This window comes from Sphingomonas humi (genome assembly GCF_039536725.1).
GTDB classification, from domain to species: Bacteria; Pseudomonadota; Alphaproteobacteria; order Sphingomonadales; family Sphingomonadaceae; genus Sphingomicrobium; species Sphingomicrobium humi.
Genome location: NZ_BAAAZD010000001.1, coordinates 1298945 through 1312999, shown reverse-complemented (window position 1 = coordinate 1312999; position 14055 = coordinate 1298945). Strand labels below are relative to the sequence as shown.

Below are 14055 nucleotides of genomic sequence, written 5' to 3'. Positions count from 1 at the left end.
TGAGGATTCCGGCACGATGCTGACCATGTTCCTGCTTGGCCTCGGCCTGCTGCTGTCGCTTGGCCTCGCCTATGTGGCGATGGCTGGGCCAAGCCCGGCCAAGGCCCAGAAGCGCCGCCTCGAATCGCTGCGCGAGCGGCATGCGTCGGGCTCGCTCCCGGCCGCCGCCAATGCGCAGATCCGCAAGCTCCTGTCGCGCAAGGACTCGAGGGTCGAAAGCCTGGCTTCGGGCCTGATCCCCAACCCGGCGGCGATGCGCCTGCGGCTGGAGAAGACCGGCAAGTCGATCACGCTCGGCCGCTATGCGATCATCAATGTCGGCCTGCTGGTGGTCGTCGCGGGCGGCATGCTGTCGCAAGACGCGCCGATCCTGCTGTCGCTGCTGCTTGGCCTGTTCGTCGGGATCGGCCTGCCGCACTTCGTGGTCGGCAAAATGATCACCCGCCGCCTCAAGGCGTTCACATCGAACTTCCCGGACGCGATCGAACTGATGGTCCGCGGCCTGCGCTCGGGTCTTCCGATCACCGAAACGCTGGGCATCGTGTCGGGCGAGATCGGCGGACCGGTCGGGATCGAATTCCGGCTGGTGTCCGACCGGATGAAGATCGGCGTGACCATGGAAGGCGCGCTGCAGGAGACCGCCGACCGGCTCGGCACGCCCGAATTCCAGTTCTTCGTCATCACCCTCGCCATCCAGCGCGAGACCGGCGGCAACCTGGCGGAGACCCTGTCCAACCTTGCCGACGTGCTCCGCAAGCGCGCGCAGATGAAGCTCAAGATCAAGGCGATGAGCTCGGAAGCCAAGGCCTCGGCGATGATCGTCGGCGCCCTGCCCTTCATCGTCTTCACGCTCGTTTACCTGCTCAACCCCAATTACATGGGCGGGTTCTTCACGGACGAGCGGCTCATTGTCGCGGGCCTCGGCGCCATGGTCTGGATGGGGATTGGCGTCTTCATCATGGCCAAGATGGTCAGCTTCGAGATCTAAAGGGTCACTGAGAAATGCAACCTTCCGGCCCTACCCTCCTCGGCGTCGACGTCATCTGGTTCGCGACCCTGCTGACCGGGGTTGCGACGCTGGCGGTGCTCATCGCCATCTACGCCGCGACCACCGTCCGCGATCCCATGGCCCGCCGGGTCAAGGCGCTGAACGAACGCCGCGAGCAGCTCAAGGCTGGCATCGTCGCCTCGACCAACAAGCGCAAGAGCATCGTCAACAAGAACCAGGCGGCGGACAAGGTCCGCGGCATTCTGTCCGCGTTCAAGATGATCCAGGACAGCCAGCTGCAGGACATTCAGGTCAAGCTGCTGCAGGCCGGCATCCGGACCAAGGACCTCGCCTTCTTCATCATCTTCGGCCGCCTGATCCTGCCGGTGGTGCTGGGCGGCGCGGCGATCGTCGCGGTCTATGTCTTCGACACCTTCCCCGACTGGGGCGCCTTCAAGAAATATGCGCTGGTCGCGGGCGTCCTGATCGGTTCCTACAAGTCGCCCGACCTTTGGCTGAAGAACAAGATCAACAAGCGCAGCGACGCGGTCCGCAAGGGCCTTCCCGACGCGCTCGACCTGCTGGTCATCTGCGCCGAAGCCGGCCTCACCGTCGACGCCGCCTTCGGCCGGGTCGCCCGCGAACTCGGCAAGGCCTATCCGGAACTCGGCGACGAGTTCGGCCTGACCTCGATCGAACTCGGCTTCCTCAACGAGCGCCGCCAGGCGTTCGACAATCTCGCCAGCCGGGTCGACCTCGAAGCCGTCCGCGGCGTGGTCACGACCATGATCCAGACCGAGAAATACGGCACCCCGCTCGCCTCGGCGCTGCGCGTGCTGTCAGCCGAATTCCGCAACGAGCGCATGATGCGCGCCGAGGAAAAGGCCGCGCGCCTCCCGGCGATCATGACCGTTCCGCTCATCCTGTTCATTCTTCCGGTGCTGTTCGTCGTGATCCTTGGGCCCGCGGCCTGCTCGATCAGCGACAGCATGATCGGCGGCGGCTAAGCCTCGGGCATTCGTGGGGGATGCCTGGAGGGCGGCCTTGGGGAACCAACGGCCGCCCTTCGTCGTCTTGGTCGTTACGCAACCGCATTCGTAACAGGGACCCGCCCCATGACGACCTTCACCACCGACCAATGGATCATCATTGGCCTCATCTTCGTGCTCGGCCTGCTGGTCGGAATGTGGATGACCAGCGGCGGCCGCCGCAAATGGAAAAACCGCTACAACGAGGAAGTGACCGCCCGTAAGTCGCTGGAAACCCGCGACAAGGAGCGTGAGGCGCATTGGGCCACCCGCGAAAAGGAATGGCGGGAGGAAACCGACCGCCGTGAAGCCGCGCTGCGCAGCGCGCCGGCCGTGGCCCCGGTCACCGGCCGCACCGATCCTTATGTCGAAACGCCGCGCCGCGACCTCGACCGCGACGGTGTGCCGGACAATTACGACCGCCGCCCGCTCGACGGCAACCGCCGCTAGATCAGTTCGTCATTGCGAGATGAAGCGAAGCAATCCCCGTCGCGTAGTGGATTGCTTCGCTTCGCTCGCAATGACGAAATCTGTCTGAAGCCTAGCCCTCGATCCGCGAGAAATCCGCGACGCCGTGAACCGCGTCGCGGAACCGGGCCAGGATGTTGAGCCGCCGCCGCCGCACTGCCGGGTCGGCGTCGTTTACCGTCACCGCTTCGAAGAACGCATCGATCGGCCCGCGCAGGGACGCCAGCGCCGCCATCGCTGCGCCGAAATCCTCGGCCTCGACCGCAGCCTTGGCCGCCGGCTCGGCATGATCGAGCGCTGAGACCAGCGCCCGCTCCGCCTCCGGCGCGTCGGCCGGGAGGGCCGAGCCCTGCGCCATCTCGCGCACCAGTTGAGGCATTTCCTCGACCATCGCCAGCGGGTCTTCCTCGCCGGTCTGCGGCATGCCCTGCTCGCCCCGGTCCGCCATCACCCGCGGCAGGTCCCAGTTTTCCTTCTTGAGGATGTTCGCGGCGCGCTTGTAGCCCGCGAGCAGGTTCGCCCCCTCGCCGCCTTCGACGAAGCCCTGCAAGGCCGTCACGCGGGCGAGCAAGCGAACCAGATCGTCCTCGCCGCCAAGTGCGAACACCGCATCAATGAGGTCGTGGCGAACCCCCGCCTCGCGCTGCTGAACCTTGAGGCGATCGGCAAAGAAATCGAGCAGGTCGCCCTCGGCGATCGGCAGGCGAAGGCCATTCGCGGTCACGATCTGGATGACGCCCAGCGCAGCACGGCGCAGCGCGAACGGGTCCTTGCTTCCCGTCGGCGGCATTCCGGCCCCGAAAAACGCCCGCAGCGTGTCGAGCTTGTCCGCCAGCGCCACCGCCACCGTCACCGGCGCGGCGGGCACATCGTCGCCCTGGCCGATCGGCTTGTAATGATCGCGCACCGCTTCGGCGACCGCCTTGGGCTCGCCCTGCGCTTCGGCAAGGTAGCCGCCGATCAGGCCCTGCAGTTCGGGAAACTCGCCGACCATGCCGGTGACGAGGTCGGCCTTGCTGAGTTCGGAGGCGCGGCGGGCGTGGTCGGGGTCGCAGCCGGGAACCACCGCCTCGATCGCCAGCCATTCGGCAAGGTCGGCGATGCGCTGCACGCGCTCCGCGACCGTGCCGAGCTTCTCGTGGAAGACAATGCCCGAGAGCTTCTGCGCCTGCTCATCGAGCGGGATCTTGAGGTCCTGCTCCCAGAAGAAGCGCGCGTCGCTCAATCGCGCGGCGAGCACGCGCTGGTTGCCCGCGACGATCGCCGCGCCGCCGTCGCTTGCCTCGATGTTGGCGGTGCAGATGAAGGCCGGGGCCAGCGCGCCGGTCTCGTCCTTCAGCACGAAATACTTCTGGTTGGTCCGCGCGGTCAGCTGGATGACTTCGGGCGGGACGTCGAGATAATCGGGGTCGAAGCGGCCGAGCAAAGGCACCGGCCATTCGGTCAGCCCGGCATTTTCGGCGACCAGCCCCTCGTCCTCGACCAGCGTCAGCCCGGCGCCGGCCGCCAGCGCATGCGCGCCGTCGCGGATGATGGCGGCGCGCTCGTCGGCATCGACGATGACATGGCAGGCGCGCAGCTTCTCGGCATAGTCGGACGCGCCGCCGAGCGTGATCGGCCCGGGATGGTGGAAGCGGTGTCCGACCGTGGTCGCGCCGCTTGCCAGCCCTTCGACCGACACGGGCACGATCTCGTCGCCGAGCAGGGCGACGATGCCCTGCAGCGGGCGGACCCAGCGCAGCGAGGAGGTGGAGGCCGACGCCTCGCCCCAGCGCATCGACTTGGGCCAGGGAAAGCCGCGGATGATCCGCTTGATCGCGCTGCCCAGCACCGCAGCCGTCGGCTGGCCGGGCTTGTCGATCACCGCGAACAGCACCCCGTCACGCTCGACCAGCTGGTCCTGCGTCAGGCCGGTCTTGCGCAGGAAGCCTTCCAGCGCCTGCGGCGGCGCGGACGCGCGCGGACCCTTGAGTTCCTCGCTGACGGCGGCGGTGGCGAGCGGCAGCCCGCGGGCGATCAGTCCCAGCCGCCGCGGCGTCGCGAAGGTGTCGATCTCGCCCGCCTCGAGCCCGGCCTTCGCAAGCTCCTCGGCGAACATCCGCGCAAGATCGTTGCGGGCCTTGGCCTGCATCCGCGCCGGGATCTCTTCCGAGCGCAGTTCGAGCAGGAAATCGGCCTCGTTGGGCGCGCTCGGCGCCGCCTCGAGCGGCGCATGGTGGCGGGTCGATCCCTCGCTCATGCCGCTTTCTCCCCCTGCGCGTCGAGCCAGGCGCCGCACGCCGCCTTCGCCAGGTCGCGCACGCGGCCGATATAGGCCTGCCGTTCGGCTACCGAGATGACGCCGCGCGCCTGCAGCGTGTTGAAGATGTGGCTCGCCTTGATCGCCTGCTCATAGGCAGGAATGGCGAGCTTGCGGTCGAGGCAGTTCTGGCATTCCTCGCTCGCCTTGCGGAAGGCGTCGAACAGGCGCTCGGTCCCGGCGACCTCGAAATTCCACTCGCTCATCTGCTTTTCGTTCGCCAGGAACACGTCGCCATAGGTCGCCTGCCAGCCGCCCGGACCGGGGCTGTTGAACTTGAGGTCGAAGACGTTGTCGACGCCCTGGATGTACATCGCCAGTCGTTCCAGCCCGTAGGTGAGCTCTCCCGCCACCGGCGAGCAGTCGAAGCCGCCGACCTGCTGGAAATAGGTGAATTGGGTCACCTCCATCCCGTCGCACCAGACTTCCCAGCCCAGCCCCCAGGCGCCCAGCGTCGGGCTTTCCCAATCGTCCTCGACGAAGCGGATGTCGTGCGCGGCGGTGTCGATCCCGATCGCGGTCAGGCTGTCGAGATAAAGCTGCTGGAGGTCGGGCGGGCTCGGCTTCAGCATCACCTGATACTGATAGTAGGCGCCGAGCCGATTGGGGTTTTCGCCATAGCGGCCGTCGGTCGGGCGGCGGCACGGCTGGACGTAGGCGCAGTTCCACGGATCGGGGCCAAGCGCGCGCAGTACCGTTGCCGGGTGGAAGGTGCCGGCGCCCATTTCGAGGTCGTAGGGCTGCAGGATCAGGCAGCCGCGTTCCGACCAGTAACGGTGGAGGGTCAGGATCAGGTCCTGGAAGCTCAGCCCTTGGGAGCTCTGGGGCGCAGGCACGGTCATGGCGCGCGCCATAGGGGAGAGCTTGGCAGGCGGGCAAGGGAGACCCATCTCATGGAGCGCGCCGGAACGGTGCCACCCGGCCAACCCGCCGTTCCGGCGCGGGTGCCTTGCAAGGAGAGTTGCGTGGGTTTGAAGTACAACTGGATCGGCAAGGGTCTTGCAGCGCTCGGCCTCGCGACCTTTGGCGGCGCCCCGGCCGAGGCCCGCGTCCCCGCCCAGCCGCGCCCCGCGCTGTGGAAGGTCGCCGACCGCGACACCACCATCTACCTGTTCGGCACCATCCACCTGCTGCCCAGGAACACCGACTGGGTCAGCCCGACGCTCGACCGCGCGGCCGAGGAATCGCAGGGGCTGGTGGTCGAAACCATCGTCGATACCGCCAATCCCGCGCCGTTCGCCGCGACGCTGATGCGGCTGGCGACCTCGCCCGGCCTGCCGCCGCTGCTCGACCGCGTGCCCAGGGACAAGCGCGCCGCGCTCGCCACCGCGATCGCGAAGAGCCGGATCGCCCCCGCGGCGCTCGACAAGATGGAGACCTGGGCAGTCGCTCTGAGCCTGCTCGGACCCCAGTTCGGCGCGATGGAGGTGCACCAGGACGAAGGCGTCGAAATGAAGCTGAAGGCGCGGTTCAGCGCGGCCGGCAAGCCGATCGGCCAGCTCGAAACCAACGAGGAGCAGCTGCGCTTTTTCGATCAGCTGCCCGAACCGGCGCAGGTCCAGCTCCTGCTCGGAACGCTGGAAAGCCCAGCCGCGGTCAAGCAACAGTTCGACGGCATGCTGAGCGCCTGGACCCGCGGCGACGTCAAGGCCATCGCGCGCAGCTTCAACGCCGACATGGCGGGCAGCCCGGCGCTCGAACAGATGCTCCTGAAGCAGCGCAACGCCAACTGGACGCGCTGGATCGAAGGGCGCCTTGGCCAGCCCGGCACGGTGATGGTGGCTGTCGGCGCGGGCCACCTCGCCGGCAGCAACTCGGTCCAGGCCATGCTTCAGAAACGTGGCCTCAAAGTCACTCGAGTGCAGTGATTTTCTCACCGGTAGCAATGCGTTGACTTAGCGGGGGCTAGTCGTGACACTTCGAGCCTTAACCGGTGGCCGGGGGGTCGCATCATGGTACGGACGGGCTGGGCGCGGTGCGCCCGGCAACTGCTGCTGGGCCTTTGTGCCCTTCCGCTGCTGACTTCCAGCCCTACCGCGGCGCGCCCCGCCGATCCCCTTACCGAACCGGTCCATGACCAAGCCAATTGCGCCCGCCCAGCCTTGTGGGTGGTCAGCGATGCCGACACGATCATCTACCTGTTCGGGACCATCCATACCCACGACGGCGTCGCCCACTGGTTCGATCATGCGGTGCGCCGCGCCTTCGACAGCAGCAGCACCCTCGTTCTCGAAACGTTGATCCCGACCCAGCCGGTCAGGGTCGCAGCACCGGCCGGCTCGGGCCTCGCCGTGGCGCGCGCCACGCTGCAATCGGCGCGGACGGTCGGGCTCAGCCCGCAGTTCGGCGCCGACCAGGTCCTCGCCCGCGCCGCCGGGGCCATTGGCAAGCCGATCCTCGGCCTTGAAAGCTTCGACGAACAATTGCGCATGTATCAGTCGCTGCCGAGCCCGGCGCGGCCTGCAGCGCCCGCCGCCGCCGCCGCGCAGGCCCCCAGCCCGGACCAGAATGTCGCGCCTTACCTGCGGACCATGGTCGACCGCTGGAACCAAGGCGATTCGCAGCCGATCGAAGCAGTGGTCGGCGCCGTCCGCGCCCAGTCGCCCGAAGCCTATCAGCGCCTGTTCGCCGATCGCAACGCCGCCTGGGCCAAGTGGATCGAGGCGCGGTTGAAGCAGCCCGGAACCGTGTTCGTCGCGGTCGGCACGGGCCACCTCGTCGGCAGCGACAGCGTGCAGGCGAATCTCGCGGCCGACGGCATCCGTAGCGCCCGCGTCAACTGACGCGCCAGGACAAGCTATCCTGACAAAAAGTCAGGGTTGCTTGACATGGGCCCGCGACTCGGTATGTAAAGCACACCTGACAAGAAGTCAGGGACGCCTTGCACCAGGAAATGGGTCATGGATCGCCTTCGTATCTGCCTCAGCCGAACGCCCGAGCAGCGCCGCCGCGACGATATCGTCGTTATTTGCGCATCGTTCATCACCATCTTCGCGCCGTCGCTGATCGCGGCGATCACGCAGGGGTGGGCGGGATGACGGGGGCGCGCAACGCGTGATGAACCGCCTCAAAGTCCTCCGCGCCGAGCGGGGATGGAGCCAGGCCGACCTTGCCGCGCATCTCGACGTCTCCCGCCAGGCGGTGAACGCGATCGAGACGGGCAAGTACGATCCCTCGCTTCCCCTCGCCTTCAAGCTTGCCCGGCTGTTCGACCAGCCGATCGAGCAGATCTTTTCCGATGAGGTTCAGTGATGACCGACTTCGCCTCCCCCGCTTCGCCGGGCACCGCCTGGATCGACCGGCTGTCCTCGCCGGCGCGGGTCGCCCTTCTCGCCCTTGCCGTTCTCGGCTGCGTGTTCGCCGCTGGGGTCGTCATGGGCCTGTTTGCCGCGACCCTCGAACGTGGCGTGCTCAAGCCCCTGGCGATCGCCGCCTTCGTGGGAAGCCTTGCCGCCGGTGTCGCCCTGGGCTGGTTTGCCTGGCGCCTGTCAGCGCATTGGCGGGGGCCCGCGCAGAGCGCCTACCAGCGCCGCTACAATCGGATGATGGCGGTCCTCGTCGTTTCCGGACTTCCCCTCGGGCTGCTGCTCGGCGTGGCGAACGACGGGCGGCCGCAGGACATCCTCAGCAACGCCCCGCTCGACCCGCTGAGCGCCGGGCTGGCAGCGCTGGTCTCCGTGGTCGTGCTCGCCTCGACCCTGGTCCTCTACCACCGCACCATCGATGACCATGAGCAGCAGGCGTATCTGTGGGCCAACAGCCTCGCCTTCTACTTCCTCGTCCTCGCCCTTCCGGCGGCATGGCTGCTCGCCCGCGGCGGGCTGATCCCACCGATCGGCATCGGCAGCGCCATGCTGATCCTGCTCGCCGCCTGCGTCGTCAATTTCACCGTCTGGGCCTGGCTCAAATACCGCTGATCCCTTTTTTCCCTTCACTCAGGAGTAATACCCATGTTCAAGCTCATCCGTTCGATCCTGCTCGGCAGCGCCCTTGGCCTTGCCGCGCCCTCCATGGCCCAGACGGCGGCCCCGGCCCCGGCCCCGGCCCCCGCCGCCGCCAAGCTGCCCGACACCGATCCCGCCCTGTGGGTGGTGAAGGACGCCGACACGACCATCTACCTGTTCGGCACCTTCCACGCGCTCGACGGCAAGACCGACTGGTTCAACGACGGGGTCAAGAAGGCCTTCGATTCGTCGAGCAAGGTCTACCTTGAAGTCGTGAAGCCCGAGGATCCCGCCGCCATCGCGCCGCTGATGCAGAAATATGCCATCGCCACCGACGGCAAGCCGCTGACCTCCAAGCTTAGCGACAAGGGCAAGAAGGACTTTGCCGCAGCGCTTGCCGAGCTCGGCGCGCCGCCCACCGCGTTCGACACGTTCAAGCCCTTCTTCGCGTCGATGATGCTGTCGGTCCTCCAGGCCCAGAAGCTCGGCAAGACCGGCGAACAGGGCGCGGAAGCGATCATCACCGCCGCCGCCAAGCAGGTGAACAAGCCGGTCGACCAGCTGGAAACGCTCGATTTCCAGATGAGCATGTTCGACGCGCTGCCCGAGGCCGAACAGGTCCGCCTGCTCGAATATACCGCCTCGACGATCGACGAGACGCCGGCCCTGTTCGCCCGCATGACCAAGTTGTGGAACGACGGCGACGCGGAAGGCTTTGCCAAGCTCATCAACGAGATGCAGTCGCAAAGCCCGATGCTCTATGACGTGCTGCTGGCCAAGCGAAACGCGACCTGGGCCAAGTGGATCGACAATCGCCTGAAGGAACCCGGCACCGTCTTCATCGCGGTCGGCGCGGGCCACCTTGCGGGCAAGGACAGCGTCCAGGATTATCTGGCGAAGAGCGGGATCAAGACCGCCCGCGTCAACTACTGACCACACTTCCGTCATTGCGAGAAAAGCGAAGCAATCCACTGGCCCCAACCCGTGGATTGCTTCGCCCACGGCTCGCAATGACAAGCCCCTTTGTTCCCCTTACACGGCCCCCATGAGGATCATCGCCGGCAAGTGGCGCAGCCGGGTCATCGCCGCGCCGCCCACGTCTTCCACCCGCCCGACCGCCGACCGCACGCGCGAGACGCTCTTCTCCATGCTCGCCAGCCGCCTTGGCAGCTTCGACGATCTGGCGGTGGCCGACCTTTATGCCGGAAGCGGCGCGCTGGCGTTCGAGGCCCTGTCCCGCGGCGCCGTCCGCGCGATCCTGGTCGAAACCGACGCATCGGCCCGCCGCACGATCACCGCCAATGCCGCGACGCTCGGCGCCGAAGTCCAGCTGCTCGCCTGCTCCGCCCTCAAGCTGCCGCCGGTTGCCGCGCCGTTCGACCTCATCCTTGCCGACCCGCCCTATGGCGCAGGGGCAGGCGAGGCGGTGCGCGCGGCGGTCGAGCAGGCCGGCTGGCTCGCGCCCGGCGGCTGGCTCGCGATCGAGACCGCGCGGGGAGATCCTGTCGGCCCGGGCGCGCTTCGGCTCGACACCGAACGCGACACCGGGCCGGCGCGGCTGACCCTGCTGCAGTCCTAAACCGGCGCTACTTCTTCGTGGGCAGCTTGTCCGAGACGGCCTTGGTCCCGCTGTTGAATTCCTTCAGCAGCCGGGCACCGATCGCCGCCGCGGCAGCCTTGCCGGCCTTCTTGGCACTGTCCGCGGACTTGACCGCGCCGGGGCTCTTCGACCCTGCTTCGGCGACCGCCGCCACTGCTGCCAGAGCACCGGCCGCGAGCAGTTCGGACACCAGCGGATGATCGGCCAGCCGCGACAGCGCCTCGAGCGGGTGCGGCCGCGCGATGTCGGCGTGCTTCTTCTTGTCGCCCTTGGCCTTCTTCGGCTTCAGCGCCGCGGCCTCGTCGCCCTTGTGGGCCTTTTTCGCTTTCTTGTCCTTGGCCATGAGCAATCCCTGTTTCGTTACGGCAGACGACGCATATCGGCATCCGCGTAGGGCACCGCAAGCGCGCAGGCGGTTGCGGCCTCGCTGTCGAGCCAGGTCGGGACATCGGAAGGACGCAGCATGACGGGCATCGCCTTGGGGTGGATCGCTCCCACCACCGTGTTGGGATCGCAGGTCAGGAAGGCCATGTGGGGCACCCCGCCCTCGCCCGGCCGCCACAGCCCGGCAAAAGCGAACAGGGGCTCGGCCTCCTCGTGCAGGCCGAACCACACCTTGCGCTTGGACCCCTTCTCGCCTTCCCATTCGCAAAAGCGGGTGACCGGGACGACGCAGCGACGATCCGGGCGATTGAGCGCGCTGCGCCAGAACGGGCTGGCCAGGTTGCGGATATTGGTCACCGGCCGCCCCCTGGCCGCGGCGGGCCCGGGGAAGCCCCATTCCATGATCTCGAGCTTGAGCGCGCCGGTGTCGGAACGCCGAAGCACCGGCGCAGGCTTGCCCGGATAGATTTCGCCGAAGGGCGGCAGGTTGTCGCGCTCGCCCTCGAAACTGCCGAACAGCTTCTTCATCTCGTCGACGCTCGCGGTCATGGAATAGAGATTGCACATCGCGCTTCTGCTCACCTCACCGGACCCAAAAACTCGTTTCGCCGTTAATTGCTTATCTGCCGCTTAACCTCGTCGACCATTGGCACGCCGTTCAGGTTGAACAGTCCAGACGAGTTTCAGCGAACCCGCAACGAGAAACAGGAGAAGACGATGCGGAACATGATCATGGCACTTGCCGTCACCGGCCTTACGGTCCCCGCCGCCACGATGGTGGCTCCGGTCCAGGCCGAGGCGCAGTCGCGCTACTACAACGGCCGCACCTGGTATGACAGCCAGGGCCGCGCCCGCTGCCGCCGCAACAACGGCACCACCGGTCTGCTCGTCGGCGCCGCGGGCGGCGCGCTGATCGGCCGCGCGATCGACACCCACGGCAGCCGCGCCACCGGGACCATCCTCGGCGCCGCCGCTGGTGCGCTCCTCGGCCGCGAGGTCGAGCGCAGCCGCAAGCGCTACGTCTGCCGCTAAGGCTGGCATGGCCCTTCCGGGGGCGCCGGCTTAGTGTATTGACACAATAGAACACCTTCCTGTAGCCTTCGGGTCAACAGGGAGGTGTTTTTTCATGTACAGCCAGAATGACCTCGACGAAGCCGTGGCGGCGGGCGCGATCACGCCCGAATCGGCCACCGCGCTCCGCGCCTTCATCGATCAGCAGCGCCATACCCCGGCCGTCGATGAAGAACATTTCCGGCTGATCACCGGCTTCAACGACATCTTCGTCTCGATCGCTGCCACCATCCTGCTGTTTGCGATCGGCTGGATCGCCCACAGCATCGGCGTGAACCTCGGCTTCCGGGTCGGCGGCGACGGCCCGTCGCCTCTCGCACCGGCAGGCATTGCCGCCGCAAGCTGGGGACTGGCGCTCTTCTTCACCGCGAGGCGCCGGATGGCGCTACCCTCGATCCTCCTGCTGCTGGCGTTTGTTGGCGGAGTGACGGCGACGGTCGGCCTGACCATCGCCTATTTCGTTGAGGGAGCTTACCAGAACAGCGATCCCTCGCCGCTGGTCATCGGCCTCACCGCCGCGGCCGCTGCGACCGCCGGCGCGGCCGCCGCCTTCGTCCACTGGAAGCGCTTCCGCGTTCCGATCACCGTTGCCGCCGGCGCGGCGGCGGTGGCCGGAATCGTGGTCGCCCTGCTCGGCGCCGCGATCGGCAAGACGCCGCAGACCATGAACATCCTGCTCGGCGCCGGCCTGGTGCTCGGGGTGGCGGTGTTCCTGTTCGCCATGCGTTGGGATTCGTCTGACCCGGCCCGTATCACCCGCCGCTCCGACGTCGCCTTCTGGCTTCACCTGCTGGCCGCCCCAATGATCGTCCATCCGGTCTTCACCCTGCTCGGGCTGAACGACGGCGACGCGACCGTCGGCGAAGGGCTGGTGGTCATCGCCATCTACGTCGCGCTCGGCATAGCCGCGCTGGCGATCGACCGGCGCGCCCTGCTCGTCTCGGCGCTGGCCTATGTGCTCTACGCCATGAACAACCTGTTCGAGACGTTCGGCGCGGTCGGGCTCAACATCGCCCTGACGGCGCTGGTCATCGGCTCGGCACTGCTGCTGCTGTCGGCCTTCTGGCACCAGGCCCGCGCCGTGGTGGTGGAATGGCTGCCGAGCCGTCTTCGCGGCTACCTGCCGGCGACCGACGTCCGAATCACTCCGCAACCAGCCTGAGCAGGCGCCGCTCGAGCGGGGCCAGGACACCAGCGAGTTCCTGGCCCCGCTTCAGCACTGCACCATGCTCACCGATCAAGGCCCACGCCCCTTGCTTCAACCGAAGCGAGGGGCGTTTTTCAATTCTTACCTCGGGCCGCTCGGCCGCCCGCCGGAACGCCGCGAAGGTGGCGAGGTCGGGGGAAAACTGCATCGCATAATCGCGCCAGTGCCCGGCCGCGACCATCCGTCCGTAAAGGTCGAGGATCCGCTGCAACTCGGCCCGGTCGAAGGCAGCGACGGCTTTCCGGTCGATACGCACCGGAAAGGGCGTGACGCTGCTCACGAAGCCTTGCTCTCCGGCAGTGCCTCACCCCGCGTCCTCAGCGACTTCAATTCGGCGCGAAGCTCCGCCAGCTCGTCTTCCAGCGTGCCGATCCTGGCGCGCACCGGATCGACGTCCTCCCCGCACGGCGTGCCGTAGGGAATGAAGCCCGGGCTGTAGTGGATGAGGTCGACCGGCACCGGGCGGGCCGGAATGCCGACCACCGTGGTGCGCGGCAGCACATCCTTGGTCACCACCGCATTGGCGCCGACCCGGCCGCCCTCGCCGACCGTGATCGGGCCGAGCACCTGCGCGCCCGATCCGATCACCACATTGTCTTCCAGCGTCGGGTGGCGCTTGCCGCCGACGCCCGTGGAGGGATTGGTCCCGCCCAGCGTGACGTTCTGGTAGATGGTGACATTGTCGCCGATCTCCGCTGTCTCGCCGATCACGGTGAAGCCGTGGTCGATGAAGAAATAGCGGCCGATCTTCGCGCCCGGGTGGATGTCGATCCCGGTGAACAGCCGGCTCCAGTGATTGACCAGCCGGGCAAGCCAGAACAGTCGCCCGCCCCACAGCCAGTGCGCGATGCGATGGTACAGGAGGGCCCAGGCCCCGGGATAGAGGATGACGTCCCAGCGGCTGCGTGCGGCGGGATCCCGCTCCTTCACGCTGTCGAGATAGTCGAGAAGGGCGAAACGCAGGGCCCGTATCCTTGGCAGTGGCTGTTCGGCGTAAATGTATGTCGCCGCGCCGCAGTTGCAAAGGAGTGAACGCAAAGGCCCTCTAGGCGGCGCCCGTGAGCTC

At 67.4% G+C, this 14055-nt stretch carries 18 protein-coding genes; 12 read left to right on the top strand and 6 right to left on the bottom strand.

Features of this window, described 5'->3' with window-relative positions; genetic code table 11:
• Positions 1-16 precede the first annotated feature (16 nt).
• From ABD729_RS06615 to ABD729_RS06605, 3 genes are all read left to right on the top strand, one after another.
• On the top strand, positions 17-988 hold the full coding sequence (locus ABD729_RS06615) for a type II secretion system F family protein (protein ID WP_344709365.1): 972 nt from the start codon (positions 17-19) through the stop codon (positions 986-988).
• A 14-nt stretch (positions 989-1002) separates the two neighbouring features.
• Positions 1003-1995, top strand: coding sequence for a type II secretion system F family protein (locus ABD729_RS06610; protein WP_344709364.1), 993 nt, complete (start codon positions 1003-1005; stop codon positions 1993-1995).
• Positions 1996-2103: 108 nt separating this feature from the next.
• Entirely contained in the window at positions 2104-2466 is a 363-nt protein-coding gene (locus ABD729_RS06605; RefSeq protein WP_344709363.1) for a hypothetical protein, read from the top strand.
• Between the two features lie 91 nt (positions 2467-2557).
• Here ABD729_RS06605 and glyS read toward each other — a convergent pair whose 3' ends face one another.
• Together glyS and ABD729_RS06595 are read right to left on the bottom strand one after the other, a co-directional pair.
• Entirely contained in the window at positions 2558-4615 is a 2058-nt protein-coding gene (gene glyS, locus ABD729_RS06600) for a glycine--tRNA ligase subunit beta (protein WP_425564870.1), read from the bottom strand.
• Between the two features lie 104 nt (positions 4616-4719).
• Entirely contained in the window at positions 4720-5625 is a 906-nt protein-coding gene (locus ABD729_RS06595) for a glycine--tRNA ligase subunit alpha (RefSeq protein WP_344709361.1), read from the bottom strand.
• A 123-nt stretch (positions 5626-5748) separates the two neighbouring features.
• Between ABD729_RS06595 and ABD729_RS06590 the strand changes: the two genes are divergently transcribed.
• From ABD729_RS06590 to rsmD, 7 genes are all read left to right on the top strand, one after another.
• Positions 5749-6651: a TraB/GumN family protein gene (locus tag ABD729_RS06590; protein ID WP_344709360.1), complete on the top strand. Its 903-nt coding sequence runs from the start codon at positions 5749-5751 to the stop codon at positions 6649-6651.
• An 84-nt stretch (positions 6652-6735) separates the two neighbouring features.
• Positions 6736-7566: a TraB/GumN family protein gene (locus tag ABD729_RS06585; RefSeq protein ID WP_344709359.1), complete on the top strand. Its 831-nt coding sequence runs from the start codon at positions 6736-6738 to the stop codon at positions 7564-7566.
• Positions 7567-7683: 117 nt separating this feature from the next.
• Complete coding sequence (locus tag ABD729_RS06580) at positions 7684-7821, top strand: hypothetical protein (RefSeq protein WP_344709358.1); 138 nt, start codon at positions 7684-7686, stop codon at positions 7819-7821.
• A 16-nt stretch (positions 7822-7837) separates the two neighbouring features.
• Positions 7838-8035 carry a helix-turn-helix transcriptional regulator gene (locus ABD729_RS06575; RefSeq protein WP_344709357.1) on the top strand — a complete coding sequence of 66 codons (198 nt, stop codon included), beginning with the start codon at positions 7838-7840 and terminating at the stop codon, positions 8033-8035.
• A complete protein-coding gene (locus tag ABD729_RS06570; RefSeq protein ID WP_344709356.1) occupies positions 8035-8700 on the top strand; it encodes a hypothetical protein in 666 nt (221 codons plus the stop codon). The genes ABD729_RS06575 and ABD729_RS06570 overlap by 1 nt, the downstream gene beginning before the upstream one ends.
• Positions 8701-8733: 33 nt before the next feature.
• Positions 8734-9660, top strand: a complete 927-nt coding sequence (locus ABD729_RS06565; protein ID WP_344709355.1) for a TraB/GumN family protein — start codon at positions 8734-8736, stop codon at positions 9658-9660.
• A gap of 112 nt (positions 9661-9772) precedes the next feature.
• Positions 9773-10306 carry a 16S rRNA (guanine(966)-N(2))-methyltransferase RsmD gene (gene rsmD, locus ABD729_RS06560; RefSeq protein ID WP_344709354.1) on the top strand — a complete coding sequence of 178 codons (534 nt, stop codon included), beginning with the start codon at positions 9773-9775 and terminating at the stop codon, positions 10304-10306.
• A 7-nt stretch (positions 10307-10313) separates the two neighbouring features.
• On the opposite strand, the gene ABD729_RS06555 is transcribed toward rsmD, so the two are convergent.
• The gene (locus ABD729_RS06555) at positions 10314-10670 is read right to left on the bottom strand and encodes a hypothetical protein (protein ID WP_344709352.1); all 357 of its coding nucleotides are present in this window, start codon (positions 10668-10670) and stop codon (positions 10314-10316) included.
• Positions 10671-10687: 17 nt separating this feature from the next.
• Positions 10688-11278 carry an SOS response-associated peptidase gene (locus ABD729_RS06550; RefSeq protein ID WP_344709351.1) on the bottom strand — a complete coding sequence of 197 codons (591 nt, stop codon included), beginning with the start codon at positions 11276-11278 and terminating at the stop codon, positions 10688-10690.
• 150 nt (positions 11279-11428) lie between these two features.
• Here ABD729_RS06550 and ABD729_RS06545 point away from each other — a divergent pair, with 150 nt between their 5' ends.
• Together ABD729_RS06545 and ABD729_RS06540 are read left to right on the top strand one after the other, a co-directional pair.
• Positions 11429-11743 (top strand): glycine zipper 2TM domain-containing protein, encoded by a 315-nt coding sequence (locus ABD729_RS06545; protein WP_344709350.1) that lies wholly within the window; start codon positions 11429-11431, stop codon positions 11741-11743.
• 94 nt (positions 11744-11837) lie between these two features.
• Entirely contained in the window at positions 11838-12944 is a 1107-nt protein-coding gene (locus ABD729_RS06540; protein WP_344709349.1) for a hypothetical protein, read from the top strand.
• On the opposite strand, the gene ABD729_RS06535 is transcribed toward ABD729_RS06540, so the two are convergent.
• Positions 12925-13269: a DUF2794 domain-containing protein gene (locus tag ABD729_RS06535; RefSeq protein WP_344709348.1), complete on the bottom strand. Its 345-nt coding sequence runs from the start codon at positions 13267-13269 to the stop codon at positions 12925-12927. The two genes, ABD729_RS06540 and ABD729_RS06535, sit on opposite strands and share 20 nt — an antisense overlap.
• Positions 13266-13952 (bottom strand): serine O-acetyltransferase EpsC, encoded by a 687-nt coding sequence (gene epsC / locus ABD729_RS06530; RefSeq protein WP_344709645.1) that lies wholly within the window; start codon positions 13950-13952, stop codon positions 13266-13268. Before epsC ends, ABD729_RS06535 begins: the two co-directional genes overlap by 4 nt.
• Positions 13953-14055: the final 103 nt, after the last annotated feature.

Coding starts and splice junctions, on each gene's coding strand:
- ABD729_RS06585 (WP_344709359.1), top strand. CDS start 6,736: ATGGTACGGACGGGCTGGGCGCGGTGCGCCCGGCAACTGCTGCTGGGC.
- ABD729_RS06610 (WP_344709364.1), top strand. CDS start 1,003: ATGCAACCTTCCGGCCCTACCCTCCTCGGCGTCGACGTCATCTGGTTC.
- ABD729_RS06565 (WP_344709355.1), top strand. CDS start 8,734: ATGTTCAAGCTCATCCGTTCGATCCTGCTCGGCAGCGCCCTTGGCCTT.
- ABD729_RS06540 (WP_344709349.1), top strand. CDS start 11,838: ATGTACAGCCAGAATGACCTCGACGAAGCCGTGGCGGCGGGCGCGATC.
- ABD729_RS06550 (WP_344709351.1), bottom strand. CDS start 11,278: ATGTGCAATCTCTATTCCATGACCGCGAGCGTCGACGAGATGAAGAAG.
- ABD729_RS06555 (WP_344709352.1), bottom strand. CDS start 10,670: ATGGCCAAGGACAAGAAAGCGAAAAAGGCCCACAAGGGCGACGAGGCC.
- glyS (WP_425564870.1), bottom strand. CDS start 4,615: ATGCAGGCCAAGGCCCGCAACGATCTTGCGCGGATGTTCGCCGAGGAG.
- ABD729_RS06570 (WP_344709356.1), top strand. CDS start 8,035: ATGACCGACTTCGCCTCCCCCGCTTCGCCGGGCACCGCCTGGATCGAC.
- ABD729_RS06615 (WP_344709365.1), top strand. CDS start 17: ATGCTGACCATGTTCCTGCTTGGCCTCGGCCTGCTGCTGTCGCTTGGC.
- ABD729_RS06545 (WP_344709350.1), top strand. CDS start 11,429: ATGCGGAACATGATCATGGCACTTGCCGTCACCGGCCTTACGGTCCCC.
- ABD729_RS06605 (WP_344709363.1), top strand. CDS start 2,104: ATGACGACCTTCACCACCGACCAATGGATCATCATTGGCCTCATCTTC.
- rsmD (WP_344709354.1), top strand. CDS start 9,773: ATGAGGATCATCGCCGGCAAGTGGCGCAGCCGGGTCATCGCCGCGCCG.
- ABD729_RS06580 (WP_344709358.1), top strand. CDS start 7,684: ATGGATCGCCTTCGTATCTGCCTCAGCCGAACGCCCGAGCAGCGCCGC.
- ABD729_RS06595 (WP_344709361.1), bottom strand. CDS start 5,625: ATGACCGTGCCTGCGCCCCAGAGCTCCCAAGGGCTGAGCTTCCAGGAC.